The organism is uncultured Cetobacterium sp. (assembly GCF_947038635.1).
In the GTDB taxonomy this organism is placed as follows: domain Bacteria; phylum Fusobacteriota; class Fusobacteriia; order Fusobacteriales; family Fusobacteriaceae; genus Cetobacterium_A.
In genome coordinates, this window is sequence record NZ_CAMQXC010000046.1 from 1 (window position 1) to 15,180 (window position 15,180).

Genomic DNA, 15,180 nt, shown 5'->3' on the forward strand with positions numbered 1-15,180 from the left:
ACTATATATTTGATATAACATTAACACAAATTTATCCAGCAATAGATTTAAGAAGTGAATCATTGCCATTTTTTATTTTCTTTACAATAAGTATGCTATCACTATTTTTTATACCTCTTATTCCTGAAACAAAAGGAAAAACATTAGAGGAGATAGGAGAGTATTGGAATAAGATAAAATAAAAAATCTGAGCTCTATTTAAGCTCAGATTTTTATTTGCTTATTTTTTAATAGGTTCAACCATATCTTTATAAGGCCAAGTACTCATTCCCTCTTTAGAGTTATAAACATTTTTAAATCCATTTTTCTTTAAAATTTCAGCAGCTTTTTTAGAACGATTTCCACTTACACAAAAAGTTATATATGTTTCATCTTTATTAAGTTCTGGCAAACGTTTTTCTAATTCAGGAAGAGGAATATGTTTTGCTCCTTTAACTAATCCTGTTTTTTCCACTTCATCGTTATTTCGAACATCTAAAAGAGTACCTTTATTTTTGTTTAAAATGTCCATAACTTCAGCAAGAGAAACTGTTTCATAATAACCTTCAACATCATTATAAGATGGTGTATTAGCAAAGGAAGTAGTACCAAATCCCAAAAGTAATAAAAGCATAGATAAAATTATTTTTTTCATAAAAGCCTCCTCAAATTTTTTTATTTTTTAGAAATAAGTCCTCGGATACCACCAGATATCAAAAGAGTAACATCCTTTAATATATTTGGCAAATTAAAAGGTCCCGAATAAGCAATATATCTCGGTTCCCATTGAGGATTAAATTTATCTTTAAAACTACGAAGCCCTTTAAAGTTATAAAAATGCTCTCCATGAGAAAAAATAGCACGCTCAATTTTATTCCAAAATGAAGCTGTATTATCTTCAATACCAGCTAAGGGAGCCATTCCTAAATTAAATTTTTTAAATCCATTTTCTTTTCCATAATTTATAACACAGATAAAAAAGTAATCCATTGTTCCATGAACAGCTTCGTTTCGATATCTCATTAAATCAAGGGAGATTTCTTCCTTGTTATCTGTTTCTAAAAGATTTCCAAAAGCTAAAATTTTATTATCCTTTTTTATAACTCCCACAGGGAAATTTAAAAGATACTCTTTTGTAAATTTTCCGAGAGAAAATCCTTTTTCTTTTGCATTTTTATCTTGTAACCATTCATTAGAGATACTTTCTAAATCATCTAAAATTTCAGGGACTTTTTCAACGGGGATAACTTCAAAAGTATATCCTTCTTTTTCAACTCTATTAAAAGCATGTCTAAGAGGCTTAGCATCGCTTCCATCTAGAGTAAAGGTTTCTAAATGGACTTGAGCAAACTCACCAATTTTTAAAAAGCTAAGTCCAACATCTAAGTAATAATTCAGATGATTTTTATTGATTTCATAGAAAACAGTCTCTTTTTTATTGGCTTTACAGTGATTATAAAACTTCCAAATACAACTTCCAAAAGTTTTTTCATCTCCAATAGGATCTCCCATAGCCACAAAGGAGTGACCACTTTTTCCAAACATAATGAAAGAGTTTTTACTATCATCAAAGATTATCTCTTTATCACCTAAAAGAGATAAATAAGCATCAGTTGTGCTAGAAAGACTGATACAATTTCTTAAATCTCTATCTGTTGGAGAGTTTTCTTCTTGAGGAGCTTCACTATTTTTTTCCTCAATAGATGATTTTTTCTTTTCACCAATAACACTTAAAATGATTAAGATAGCAAATGCAAAGAAAATACCTAAAAGTGTATTTGAGAAACTCCAAGATATTTTCGAAAAAAATTCAGTTTCTTTATATGAAAAAACACCAAGATACACCCCAATTAGAATAACCAATATTATAGTGGAAAGTTTTTTTATAGATGGTTTTTCAGAGAAGAAGCTATTTTTTCTATAAAAATAATTTTTAGTAGGAATTGTTCCTATGAAACTTAGAGTTAAAAAAATTGTAAAAAATAGATGAAACTCTTTTACAATAGATAGAGCAATAGAACACCCTAGAAAAATAAGGGATATAAAGTAAGCAAGTTCAAATCGTTTTTCAATATAGTAAGCTAAAAATAACAGAGTAGTTCCAATAGCTGCTCCTATAAAATGAGAAGTTTCCAAGTTTAAAAATGGAAATACAACTTCGATTTTTGTTATCAGTTCAGAGGAGAGTGGAAAAAATCCTGAAAAAATAAGTATAATTCCAGATAAAGTAATGATTAGACTTAAAAAATTAGGAAATTGAGAAAAAATTATTTTTTCCATCTCTGTAATTTTAGTGTTATCTTTTCTAATGAAAAGATGATAAATTGTAAAAATAGTAAAAGCAACAAGGAGTGGTATAAAGAAATACGCAATTCTATATACTAAAAGAGCTCCAATAATCTTATCTGAAGAATATGCTCCTCCTAATAAAGTTAAGAAAATTAGATCAAAAACTCCAATCCCTCCAGGAACGTTACTCAAAAAACCTAAAATTTGTGCAATAATAAAAATAGCTAAAAAATGAAAGAAATCAATTCTATTATGTGGAGGTAGTGCAAAATACAATACAAAACTTAAAGAAACCCAATCAGCAAGAGCTATTAAGATTCTATTTATTAAAATTGAGTTAGTATTTTTATGCTTTTTTATAATTACTCCTGTAAAAATAAAAGCTCCAATTAGAAGTATTACTCCAATAGGAACAGTTGTAGCTATTGGTAGTTTTATAGGTAGCTTTATATCCACCAAAGAGATTGGAAGAAGAGTTAAAAAAATACCGCCAATCCAAAGTAAACCTAGCCAAAAAGTTGTATAACAAAAGATAACTACATTCATAATTGTTTTATACGGAACTCCTAGTATAGAGTATAGGTTTAATCTAAGTCCAGATGCAGTTAGACCAGAAAGACCAATTGAATTAGCAAACGCAAAACTAACAAAGGCAACAAAACTTATATTTTTTCTAGGAAGATTGTAGTTTTCATTTTTAAAAGCTAAGACGTCAAAACAAGTTAAAATAAGATAATCTAAGCAAACAAAAAAGATAATTAAAGTTATTGCCCAAAATGGGATAGCTTCAATTGAAGATTTTAAATCGTAAAGATTATATTTTTTCAACTCCTTATGTATAAAAAATATAGCAACTAAAAAAATAGTTAATTCAGCTGTAATTTTAAAATATTCAATAATTTTTTTCTTATTAAATTTTGAAACATTTTCCATAGTAACCCCACCTCATTAATTAAATATAACTATAATAGATTTACAAAAAAAACTGCATAATCCTCTATTAAATAAAAATAAAAAAAAGAATACTTAATTTACCTAAGTTAAAAAAGTGAGATGATATATAAATAAAATTTCTTGTAAAAATGTTCTAAATACAATATAATCGTCTTGTAAAAATAATAAACACGCGTTCATAAAACATTTAGGAGGGTTAAAGTGAAAATAAATAGTACAAAAGTTGCTCAAATAGCTGGAGTTTCAAGAAGTACAGTTTCAAGAGTCATAAATAATTACCCTAATGTTCCTTCAGAAACAAGAGAAAAAATTTTAAGAGTTATAGATGAGTTAGGATACATTCCAAACAGTAGTGCTCAGGTTTTAGCTGGAAAAAAAAGTAGAACAATTGGACTTTTTATCTATGGCGATAATAATGATAAAAGTAAAATACTAGATAATGGATTATCTTTTGGTTATTACTTAGATTTTATAAATAGAGTTTTAAAAGAGGCGTTAAAACTGGATTACCAACTATTAGTTGATGTAATAAATGATAATAACTTTTCTAAAGTGGAATCTTTATATGTAAATAGAGATATTATTGGGGGAATATTTATAGGATTTAAAGAGGGAGATGAAAATGTTCAAAAGATAATAAAGCAACATTCACCAATAGTATTAGTTGATTATCTTTCAAATCCAAATTGCGAAAATAAAGGAGTTTATTATATAAATACAGAGGACTTTAATGGAGCTAAAGAAGCTACTGAACACCTTATAAATTTAGGAAAAAAAAGAGTGATTCATATTTCAGGAGATAGATATAAACTTTCTGGAAAAGAAAGAGAAAAAGGATATGTAGAAGCTATGAAAAAATTTGGAATGACTCCAATGATTTACAATGGTAACTACTCTGATGAAAAAGCTACAGAGATAATTATGAATTTGTTGGAAAAAAAAATAGAGTTTGATGGGGTATTTTGTGCCAATGATAATATGAGTTATTGTGTAAATAATATTTTAAAAGAAAATGGAAAAGATAATATTCCAATTATAGGGTTTGATAATTTAAGAAATACAATTCCTTTAGGGCTTATGTCAGTAGCTCCAGATATAAATAGTTTAGCTAAAGCAGCTGTGGAACTACTTCAAGATGATAAAGGAGAAAAGCAAAAAGTTACTTTTATAAAAACAACTTTGATAAAGGGATTAAAAGAGTATATAAAAGAGAGCTACTTAGACTAATTAGGAGGAAAGATGATATATATAAACGAGGAGAAAAAAGAGTTTCATTTACAAAGTTTAAATATGAGTTATATATTTAATGTCATGAAAAATGGACAATTAGGTAATTTATACTTTGGTAAAAAAATAAAGCATAGAGAAAATTTTTCTCATTTCTTCAATCAACCAGAAGTAGGTATAGGAATAATAGCTCATCATGAAGAGGATTCTGGATTTTCTTTAGAGTATTATAAGCAGGAATATCCATCATATGGAACGACAGATTTTAGAAAACCAGCTTTTCAAATAGAGAGCAGTGATTGTAGTAGAGTTACTGAGTTTTTATATAAAGGGTATAGAGTATATAAAGGAAAGGAAAAATTAGAAGGCTTACCTTCAACTTATATGGAAAGTGAGGAGGAGGGAGAAACTTTAGAGATAGAGTTAGTAGACACTCTTTTAAATTGTAAACTATTTTTAACATATACGACTTATAAAAATAGAGATGTAATAACTAGAAATGCAAAGTTTGAAAATTATGGGCAAGAGAGTGTAAATATCCATAGAGCTATGAGTTTTGCACTAGACCTTCCAGATTATAACTACGAGATGGTACATCTTTCAGGAGCTTGGGCAAGAGAAAGATTTATAAAAAATAGAAAATTAGAGGTTGGATGTCAATATATTGATAGTACTAGAGGGGCAAGTAGTGCTCATCAAAATCCATTTATAATTTTAAAAAGACCTGAAACAACTGAAAATATTGGAGAAAGCATAGGTTTTGCACTAGTTTATTCAGGAAATTTTTTAGCCCATGTAGAAGTAGATCACTTTGATGCAACAAGAGTTACAATGGGAATCAATCCATTTGATTTTAAATGGAAATTGGACGGAGGAGATAGTTTTCAAACTCCAGAGGGAATAATTGTTTATAGTGATAAAGGAATGAATGATTTAAGTCAAACTTTCCATAAACTTTTCCGTGAAAGAGTTGCAAGAGGAGAGTGGAGAGATAAAGAGAGACCAATTTTAGTTAATAACTGGGAAGCAACATATTTTGATTTTAATGAAGAGAAAATTGTAGCTATGGCAGGAAAAGCAAAAGAGTTAGGATTTGAGCTCTTTGTTTTAGATGATGGTTGGTTTGGAAAAAGAGATGATGATAAAACATCTTTAGGAGATTGGTTTCCAAATTTAGAAAAACTACCAAATGGAGTAAAAGGTTTAGGGGAAAAGGTAGTAAAAGAGGGAATTAAATTTGGACTTTGGTTTGAACCAGAGATGATTAGCAAAAATAGTAAGTTATATGAGGAGCATCCAGATTGGATTTTAGGAGTACAAAATAGAAGATTATCAATGGGAAGAAATCAATATATATTAGATCTTTCAAAAGAAGAGGTTAGAGAATATATAGTGAATATTTTATCTGAAAGATTTTCTGAAGCACCTATAAGTTATGTGAAATGGGATATGAATAGAAATATGACAGAGATAACATATCAAGATTTACCACATAAATATATACTTGGATTATATGAAATCTTAGAAAAGTTAACGTCTAAGTTTCCACATATATTATTTGAATCATGTGCATCAGGAGGGGGAAGATTTGATGCAGGAATGCTTTACTACATGCCACAAGTTTGGACTAGTGATGATACAGATGCAATAGTAAGACTTAATATTCAACATGGAACATCGTTGGCATATCCTTTAATATCAATGGGAGCACATGTATCAGATATACCAAATCATCAAACAGCAAGAAAAACTAGTTTAAAAACAAGAAATGATGTGGCTACTTTTGGAAATTTTGGATATGAATTGAATCTTTTAGACTTTGACACTAAAATGGGAGAAGAGGTAACGAAATATTTAAATTTTTATAAAAGTAATAGAAAACTTATACAATTTGGAGATTTTTATAGACTAGAAAGTCCTTTTGAAAGCAATACAGCAGCTTGGATGGTTGTAAGCAAAGAAAAAGATGAAGCTTTAGTTGGACATTTTACAATTTTAGCTGAACCAAATCCAGGATATAATAAAAAAGTGATACTGAAAGGTTTAGATTCTGAAAAAAAATATTTAGTAAATGATGTATTTGAAGCTTATGGAGATGAACTTATGAATATTGGAATTATATTTCCACAACCAGAAAGATACTTTTCAAAAGATTCAGAAACTCAAGATTTTAAAAGTAGAATTTTTAAATTAAAAGAGATTAAATAAAAGCTCACGGGAGGAGTATCATGGTTAGTTTAAAAACAAAGTTATCATACGGTTTAGGTGCTTTAGGAAAAGATTATGCTTGTGCAATAGTTTATATATTTTTAATGTATTATTTTACAGATGTTTTAGGTTTAGCTCCAGCATTTGTAGGAACGCTATTTTTAGTGGCTAGAATGTGGGATGCAATAAATGATCCTGCTATGGGAATGATTGTAGATAATACAAGAAGTAAATGGGGAAAGTTTAGGCCTTGGATTTTAATTGGAACTCTTTTAAATGCTATTACAGTTGTTGGGATGTTCACAAAACCAGAGGCATTTAGTGGAAAAAGTTTGTATATTTATATATCTATTATGTATATTTTATGGGGGATGACTTATACAGTTATGGATATACCATTTTGGTCTATGATACCTGCTCTTTCTGAAGATAAAAAAGAAAGAGAGGAGATAGCAGTAGTACCTAGAATATTTGCAAGTTTAGCTTGGTTATCACTTGGAAGTTTAGGGTTACCACTAATAGCATTTTTAGGAAAAGGAAATGAAGGCAGAGGATTTTCCCTACTGTCACTTGGAATTGCAGGAGTGTTTATTTTAACAACTTTACTAATGGTAACAAATGTAAAGGAGCAGATAAAAACAAAGAAAAATAGTGAAAAAATAAATTTAAAAGAGGCGTTTAAACTGATTTTAAAAAATGATCAATTGGTAGCATTAATAGGAACAGTATTAATGTATAATTTAATGGCTCAAATTTCAGGTGGAGTAGCAATATACTATTTTAAATATGTAATTGGAGTAGAAACTTTGTTTTCAGTATTTACTGGATTTTCAGGTTTAGCAGAGATAGGATCTTTAATGGCATTTCCATTTTTATCAAGAAAATTGGGAAGAAAAAAAGTATTTTTCTTGGCATGTGCACTTCCTGTAGTAGGATTTTTAATGTTATTTGTTTTTGGAAATATAGCACCAACAAATGGAACTTTAATAGCTTTTGCTGGAATAGTAGCAAAATTAGGTGGAGGATTAACTTTAGGAATTTCAACAGTTATGCTAGCAGATGTTGTAGATTATGGAGAGTTTAAATTTGGAAGTAGAAATGAAAGTGTAATTTTCTCAGTTCAAACGTTGCTTGTAAAATCAGCATCAGCTGTAAGTGGTTGGTTAATAGGAATGGGGTTATCACTAGTGGGATATGTGCCAAATGTAGCTCAAAGTGGATCAGCTATAATGGGAATTAAATACTTGATGATAGTTTTTCCAATTTTGCTTTCAATATTTGGGTATGTAATCTATAAAAAGTATTATAGATTAAATGGTGAATACTATGATGAGATAGTTGAAGCTATAAAAGTAAAAAGAGAGATAGAAGTGTAGTAAAAAAATGGTGTAACTGACTTAGTTACACCATTTTTTATTGAAAGATTGCAATTTACCCAATAAAAATTGAGGTATTTAAATTTTCTAAAAGATTTAGTCCAGTTCGATTAGTTATTTTTTCAAAGAAAAACGAACGACTCAGATTTCCCATAATAACTAAGTTAGATTTTCCTAAAGCAAAATAGAAATCTTTTAAAGTATCATCTTTAGAGTTAAAGTTTATAACATCTCCAGAAATCCCTTTATTTTTCATAAGCTCAACTAAATAGTGTTTTTCATAGTTACAATTCCACGAAAGTATTGGAATACTTTCTACATCTAGATTAGGGAAAAGAGTTAAAAAATTATAAACACTTTTATTAATTTTAATTCCATCATTGGAAACTATTGAAATATTTTCAAAAGTTAATGGTTTATTTCTTAAAATAATAATAGGCCTATAAGCAATTTTCAATAACTCTAAAAATAGATCATTTAAATATTCACTTTGTTCTAACATAAGTAAATCAGCAGTTTTTAGAAGAGTTTTAACTTCGTCTACTCCAACTTCAGATTGAACAATAAGCTCAGTTTCAATTTTGTATTTTTTTAAAGCCACATTTACTTGAGCTACAAAATCATCTTCCATTTCATTTAAAATTTCAGCTGCACCACCAGAATTTAAAACAGTCTCACTAATTGGTATCTTATAGGCAATGTCTCGAATATACATTGGAACTATGTCAAAACCAAAATGAGTTTTTAAATGAAGATAGCTTTTAAAAATAAGATCTAAATCATTGCCATTTTTTAATAGAATAACAACTTTTTTCATAATTGAAAATCCTCCCGATAAAGATATTTACATCTGTATGTTCTAAAAAAAAATAGAAATCCTTTAAAACTTTAATAAAATAAAAGGAATGTTGTTTATTTTTTGTAAAATGATTATAATAATTATGAGGTGATAAAAATGTTAAATTTCTTTAGTTTTAAAAGGATTCAAGAGATTTTTAAAAATATAGCTAGAAATATAGAGTTGATTTTTGAACAGAGAGAGGGACGGAATGAGTTTTGTAAAATATGTGGAAAGCGAGTTCCAAATAGTGATTTTTCAGAGCAATTTGAAGATGAAGGTGAGTTAAGTAGTAGATGTCTATATTGTAATAAAAAGTTTATAAAAGCTAGAGAGAGGGTTATGAAATAATCCTCTCTCTTTTTATTTTATATATATTTTTAAATCTCTTTAAATGGGTTAGGGTTATGCACACAAATAATTTTAGTTATACAATTTGTTTCGTTTTTCCAGTTATGTGGTTTTTTAGAATTAAAAGTAGTACTATCTCCAGGATAAAGAGTAAACTCCTCATCTTCGAGATTTAAAGTTAGCACACCTTCTAAAACAAATATAAACTCCTCACCTTCATGTGAATAAAGCTGTAAATTGTATGAACCGTTATCTGTAAATGGCATAATATCAATTAATCTAGGATATAGGTCAAAAGTTTTCATATTTGGGCTCAAGTTATGTTGAATAATTTTATCAGTAATAGCCACAGCATCTCTATTATAACTTCTTACTATTTGATTGCAACTCTCTTCTTTTCTATTAAAATCAAAGAAAAATTCAAGTTCAACACCTAAAGAGTGAGCAATAATCTCTAAAGAGTCAATGGCGATACTTGTCATTCCCCTTTCAAGTTGAGATAAAAAACCAACAGAAAGATTGCTAGCAACACTTAAGTCTTTTAAGGTCATCTCCTTTTTTTTACGAAGTTCTTTTATTAAAGAACCAATATTAGTAGAATATTTACTCATTAAAACCCCCTTTATTATAAAAAATATCGTATAGTTTAAATTATCATAAAAAATGATAAAATTCTATCATTTTTTTTAAACAGAATACAAAATTTCATTTATATGAATAAATAAAGCTTTATAAACCTTGAATTTATATTCAAAACAGGGTTTTTCTTTTTAAAAATATATTAAAATTCATAAAAATGAAAAAATTAGTTGAAAAAAATAAAATTAAGGATTATAATAGGCACAATATGAATAATACGTTCAAAAAATAAAAGGGAGGTATTAAAATGGAAATGACAGAACAAAAGATAACAGATGAAAATGTATTGAAGGAAGTGCCTGAAAAAGAGAGCGTTGAAAGAGAAGTCGCCTCAGTTTCAAAAGAAACTTTTGTAGTTTTAACAGTATTTGTAACTCTTTTTATTTATCTTGGCAGTGTTATGGGAATTGATAAAGTTTTTAGTGTTATGATGAAAACTGGGCATGATGTTTTAATGAATACATCTTTTTACATTATGGCTGTAGCTATTTTAGCAGGAGCAGTAGCTTCAATAATGTCAGAGTTTGGAATTGTCGCTTTAATTAACAAAATAATATCACCACTTATGAGGCCACTTTTTGGATTACCAGGAGCAGCAGCACTAGGAGCTGTAACAACATATATATCAGACAATCCAGCTATTTTAGGACTTGCAGAAGATAAGGGATTTAGTAAATATTTTACAAAAGCTGAAAAAGTAACCTATACAAATTTAGGAACAACATTTGGAATGGGACTTATTGTTACAGCGTATATGTTGAGTTTAGGAAGTGAATATATAAAAGCTGTACTTATAGGAAATATTGGAGCAGTTATTGGAGGAGTATTTTCAGTTAGAATGGTATTAAGGTATGCTAAGAAATATTATAATGAATCAAGTAGTGAAAAAATAGATACTAAAGAGGAAGGAGATTTTAGAAAAATTAGAGCAGGAAGTGCTTTTGAAAGACTTTTAGCATCTATGATGGATGGTGCTAAATCAGGGGTAACTTTAGGTCTTGCATGTGCTTCAGGAACAGTTTTAATTTGTACATTTGTTATGATTTTAACATTTGGACCTCAAGGAGAAAATGGAACATATGTGGGAGCAGCTTATGAAGGAGTTCAATTGCTTCCAAGATTAGGATCATATTTTACACCTGTTGCAAAAATGTTATGGGGATTTGGAGAACCAGAATTATTAGCTTATCCCTTTACAGCATTAGGGGCAGTTGGAAGTGCTATGGGGTTAACTAAAGGATTTATAGATAAAGGTTTAGCTAATGCAAATACAATTGCAGTATTTACAGGAATGGGAATTTGTTGGAGTGGATTTTTAAGTACACATGTGGGAATGTTAGATACATTAAAGCATAATCACTTTATAAAAATATGTATTTTATGGCAACTTTTAGGAGGGCTTATAGCAGGAGTTGCAGCAAACTATCTATTTAAACTACTATTAATATTTTAAAGGAAGTGAAGAAGATGGCAATACCCTATGTAATAAATATACAGAAATATTCTCTTCATGATGGGGATGGAATAAGAACGACAATATTTTTTAAAGGATGTTTATTAAACTGCTGGTGGTGTCATAATCCAGAAAGTCAAAGATATACCCCAGAGTTACTCTTTAATTATGAAAGGTGCAAAGGGTGCAAAGAGTGCGAAAAGATTTGTCCTGAGCACGTTATAAAAGTTAAAGAGAATGTAGCTAAAACAGAAAGAGAAAATTGTATACTGTGTGAAACATGTTTAGATTATTGTGTCAATGAAGCTAGAGAGATTGTAGGAAAACAATATCCAATAGAGGAACTTTTAAAAGAGATTGATAAAGATAAAATGTTTTACGAAGAATCAGGAGGGGGAGTCACTCTTTCAGGTGGAGAGATAATGACTCAAGATATTGGTTACTTAATTGAATTATTAAAAAAGATAAAAAAAAGAGGGTATCATGTAACTATTGATACTTGTGGTTATGCTCCACAAAAAAATTATGAAGCTTTAATAGATTATGTGGATACATTTTTATACGATATAAAAACAATGGACAATGAAGTCCATAAAAAATATATGGGAAAAGGAAATGAACTAATACTCTCAAATTTAAAGTATTTAAGTGAGTGTGGAAAAAACATATATATAAGAATACCTTTAATTGGTGGAGTAAATAGCAGTGAAGAAAGTATTGAAGCAATTGTGAAATTTTTAAAAGACAGTGTTCAAGTAAAAAAAATAAATCTGCTTCCTTATCATAAAGCAGGAACAAACAAATATGAAAAATTAGATTTAAATTATTTAGGAGAAGATTTTGTTACACCTTCACAGGAAGAGCTAGAAAAGTATTTAGATATCTTTAGAAAAAATGGATTTTCAGATGTTAAAATAGGAGGGTAGATAAAATGAAAAAAAGAGGGATGAATGAAAGAATTCAAAAATTAAGAGAGCAAAGTGTAGAAACTCCAGCACATATTTATATTGAAAGAGCTAAGTTAGTAACAGAAGCATATAAAAAATATGAGGGAGCAGTTTCTATTCCAGAGTTAAGAGCTCTTGCTTTTAAACATTTTATGGAGAATAAATCTATTTGCATAAATGAAGGTGAGTTAATTGTGGGGGAAAAAGGTGATGGTCCACAAGCAGCTCCAACTTTTCCAGAACTTTGTTGTCATACTTTAGATGATATGCATGTAATGAATGATAGAGATTTAATATCTTTTAAAGTTACAAAAGAGGATTTGAAAATTCAGGAAGATGAAATTATTCCATATTGGGAAAAAAGATCTATTAGAAATAAGATTATAAACTCTATGGGGAAAGAGTGGAAAGAGTGTTATGAAAGTGGAATTTTTACAGAGTTTATGGAGCAAAGAGGTCCTGGACATACTGTAGGTTCTGAAAATATATATAAGTATGGATTTTTAGATTATAAGAAAAAGATTCAAAAAACTATTGAAAAATTAGATTTTTTAAATGATAAAGAAGCTTTAGATAAAAAACAGGAACTAAATGCAATGAGTATTTGTTGTGATGCAATTATAACTTTAGGAAAACGTTACGCAGAGTTAGCTCATAAATTAGCAAAAGTAGAGAAAGATCCAGTTAGAAAAGAGGAACTTTTACAAATTGCTAAAAATTGTGAAGTGGTACCAGCTCATAAACCAAAAACTTATTGGCAAGCTATTCAAATGTATTGGTTTGTTCATATTGGAGTAACTACAGAACTAAATCCATGGGATGCATTTAGTCCAGGAAGATTAGATCAACATTTAAATGGATTTTACATGAAAGATTGTGAAGATGAAATTCTAAATGAGGAGAGAGGATTAGAGCTTTTAGAAAATTTATGGATTAAGTTTAATAATCAACCTGCACCTCCAAAAGTTGGAATAACTTTAAAAGAGAGTAGTACATATACAGACTTTGCAAATATAAATACAGGTGGAATAACTCCTGATGGACAAGATGGAGTTAACGATGTGAGTTACTTGATTTTAAGATGTATGGACGAGATGAAACTTTTACAACCAAGTTCAAATGTTCAAATTAGTAGAAAAACACCAATTAAATTTTTAAAAGAGGCTTGCGCAATTTCACGTAAAGGGTGGGGACAACCAGCTTTTTACAATACAGAAGCTATAGTTCAAGAGCTTTTAAATGCTGGAAAAACTTTAGCTGATGCTAGAAGAGGTGGAGCAAGTGGATGTGTAGAAACTGGAGCTTTTGGAAATGAAGCATATATATTAACAGGATATTTCAATCTACCAAAAATTTTAGAGTTAACTTTAAATAATGGTTATGATAAAATTAGTGAGAAGCAGCTGGGGTTAAAATTAGGTTATGCAGAGGATTTTAAAAGTTACGAGGAGCTATTTGAAGCTTATAAAAAACAGATAAAGTATTTTATGGATATTAAAATAGAGGGGAGTAATATAATTGAAACAATCTATGCTAAATATATGCCAGTTCCATTTTTATCAGTGATAACAAATGATTGTATCTCTAGAGGAAAAGATTATAATGCTGGAGGAGCTCGTTATAATACAACATATGTTCAAGGAGTAGGAATTGGAACAATAACTGACTCTTTAGCAGCTATAAAATATAATGTTTATGATGAGAAGAACTTTACAATGGAAGAGTTGATGAAAGCTTTAGATAGCAATTTTGAAGGGAATGCTAGAATATTAAATTTAGTTAAAAATAAAACTCCAAAATATGGAAACGATAATGATTATGCTGATGATATAATGAAATCAGTATTTGAATATTATAACTCAGTTGTAACAGATAGACCAAACATGAAGGGTGGAAGATATGCTATAAATATGTTACCAACTACATGTCATGTATATTTTGGTGAAGTTATGATGGCAAGTGCAAATGGAAGATTAGCTCATAAACCTGTTTCAGAGGGAATCTCTCCTGAAAAAGGTGCAGATATCTATGGACCAACAGCAGTTCTAAAATCAGCAGCAAAAATGGATCATTTAAAAACTGGTGGAACACTTTTAAATCAAAAGTTCCTTCCAAATGTAGTTAAGGGAGAAGAGGGATTAAACCATATGGCAGATGTTGTAAAAACATATTTCAATATGGATGGACATCATATACAATTTAATGTAATAGATAAAGAGACACTTTTAAAGGCTCAACAAAATCCAGATGAGTATAAGGATTTAATAGTTCGTGTTGCTGGATATAGTGATCACTTTAGAAATTTAAGCAAGGCTTTACAAGATGAGATAATAGATAGAACAGAACAAAATTTTAATTAGTTAGAGAAAAAGGGAGGCAAGAAGTGAAGATAGGATTTATAGGGGCAGGAAATATGTCTGGTGCAATAATTAAAGGGATAATCTCTTCAGGAATTGTAAAAAAAGAGGATGTATTCGCTTCAGATAAGTTTTTACCAACTTTAGAAAAAGTAAAAACAAACTATGGAATAAATATAACTGAGGATAACAAGGAAGTTGTGGAAAAGTGTGATGTGATATTTTTAGCTGTAAAACCACAGTTTTATAGTGAAGTAATAAAAGAGATATCACCATTTATAAAAGAAACTACAACAGTAGTTACAATAGCACCAGGACAAACTCTAAAAAATTTAGAGGCAACTTTTGGAAAAGAGATTAAAATAGTAAGAACAATGCCAAATACTCCAGCAATGGTTTGTGAGGGAATGACAGCAGTGTGTGCTAATAAAAAAGTTACTAAAGAGGAGTTAGAATATATTTGTACTCTTTTAAACTCTATAGGAAAAGCTGAGGTTGTAGCTGAGTATATGATGGACGCAGTAGTAGAGTTAGTGGAAGTTCGCCAGCATATGTTTATATG

The 15,180-nt window shown here is 29.2% G+C and carries 13 protein-coding genes; 9 read left to right on the forward strand and 4 right to left on the reverse strand.

Going from position 1 to position 15,180, the window contains the following annotated elements; all coding sequences use genetic code 11:
• Nucleotides 1–182 (forward strand): hypothetical protein (locus Q0V08_RS06045; RefSeq protein ID WP_297432990.1); only part of this gene is annotated, 182 nt, incomplete at its 5' end.
• A gap of 38 nt (nucleotides 183–220) precedes the next feature.
• Here Q0V08_RS06045 and Q0V08_RS06050 read toward each other — a convergent pair.
• Nucleotides 221–634, reverse strand: a complete 414-nt coding sequence (locus tag Q0V08_RS06050) for a rhodanese-like domain-containing protein (protein WP_297432992.1) — start codon at nucleotides 632–634, stop codon at nucleotides 221–223.
• Nucleotides 635–654: 20 nt separating this feature from the next.
• The gene (gene mprF, locus Q0V08_RS06055) at nucleotides 655–3,201 is read right to left on the reverse strand and encodes a bifunctional lysylphosphatidylglycerol flippase/synthetase MprF (RefSeq protein ID WP_297432994.1); all 2,547 of its coding nucleotides are present in this window, start codon (nucleotides 3,199–3,201) and stop codon (nucleotides 655–657) included.
• Nucleotides 3,202–3,423: 222 nt separating this feature from the next.
• Here mprF and Q0V08_RS06060 point away from each other — a divergent pair, with 222 nt between their 5' ends.
• From Q0V08_RS06060 to melB, 3 genes are read left to right on the forward strand one after another with little or no spacing between them, the layout of a single operon-like run.
• Nucleotides 3,424–4,449 (forward strand): LacI family DNA-binding transcriptional regulator, encoded by a 1,026-nt coding sequence (locus tag Q0V08_RS06060; RefSeq protein WP_297432996.1) that lies wholly within the window; start codon nucleotides 3,424–3,426, stop codon nucleotides 4,447–4,449.
• A gap of 12 nt (nucleotides 4,450–4,461) precedes the next feature.
• Nucleotides 4,462–6,657, forward strand: coding sequence for an alpha-galactosidase (locus Q0V08_RS06065; RefSeq protein WP_297432998.1), 2,196 nt, complete (start codon nucleotides 4,462–4,464; stop codon nucleotides 6,655–6,657).
• Nucleotides 6,658–6,677: 20 nt separating this feature from the next.
• Nucleotides 6,678–8,033 carry a melibiose:sodium transporter MelB gene (melB, locus tag Q0V08_RS06070; protein ID WP_297433000.1) on the forward strand — a complete coding sequence of 452 codons (1,356 nt, stop codon included), beginning with the start codon at nucleotides 6,678–6,680 and terminating at the stop codon, nucleotides 8,031–8,033.
• A 55-nt stretch (nucleotides 8,034–8,088) separates the two neighbouring features.
• Here the strand turns inward: melB and Q0V08_RS06075 are convergent, their stop codons facing one another.
• Nucleotides 8,089–8,850, reverse strand: coding sequence for a hypothetical protein (locus Q0V08_RS06075; protein WP_297433001.1), 762 nt, complete (start codon nucleotides 8,848–8,850; stop codon nucleotides 8,089–8,091).
• Nucleotides 8,851–8,988: 138 nt separating this feature from the next.
• On the opposite strand from Q0V08_RS06075, the gene Q0V08_RS06080 reads away from it, so the two are divergent.
• Nucleotides 8,989–9,222, forward strand: a complete 234-nt coding sequence (locus Q0V08_RS06080; protein WP_023051294.1) for a hypothetical protein — start codon at nucleotides 8,989–8,991, stop codon at nucleotides 9,220–9,222.
• Nucleotides 9,223–9,251: 29 nt separating this feature from the next.
• On the opposite strand, the gene Q0V08_RS06085 is transcribed toward Q0V08_RS06080, so the two are convergent.
• The gene (locus tag Q0V08_RS06085) at nucleotides 9,252–9,833 is read right to left on the reverse strand and encodes a cupin domain-containing protein (RefSeq protein WP_297433005.1); all 582 of its coding nucleotides are present in this window, start codon (nucleotides 9,831–9,833) and stop codon (nucleotides 9,252–9,254) included.
• A gap of 275 nt (nucleotides 9,834–10,108) precedes the next feature.
• Here Q0V08_RS06085 and Q0V08_RS06090 point away from each other — a divergent pair, with 275 nt between their 5' ends.
• From Q0V08_RS06090 to Q0V08_RS06105, 4 genes are all read left to right on the forward strand, one after another.
• Entirely contained in the window at nucleotides 10,109–11,314 is a 1,206-nt protein-coding gene (locus Q0V08_RS06090; RefSeq protein ID WP_297433007.1) for a hypothetical protein, read from the forward strand.
• A 14-nt stretch (nucleotides 11,315–11,328) separates the two neighbouring features.
• Nucleotides 11,329–12,240 (forward strand): trans-4-hydroxy-L-proline dehydratase activase, encoded by a 912-nt coding sequence (locus tag Q0V08_RS06095; protein ID WP_297433009.1) that lies wholly within the window; start codon nucleotides 11,329–11,331, stop codon nucleotides 12,238–12,240.
• 5 nt (nucleotides 12,241–12,245) lie between these two features.
• Complete coding sequence (hypD, locus tag Q0V08_RS06100; protein WP_297433011.1) at nucleotides 12,246–14,621, forward strand: trans-4-hydroxy-L-proline dehydratase; 2,376 nt, start codon at nucleotides 12,246–12,248, stop codon at nucleotides 14,619–14,621.
• A gap of 23 nt (nucleotides 14,622–14,644) precedes the next feature.
• On the forward strand, nucleotides 14,645–15,180 hold a 536-nt coding region (locus tag Q0V08_RS06105; RefSeq protein ID WP_297433013.1), incomplete at its 3' end, for an NAD(P)-binding domain-containing protein.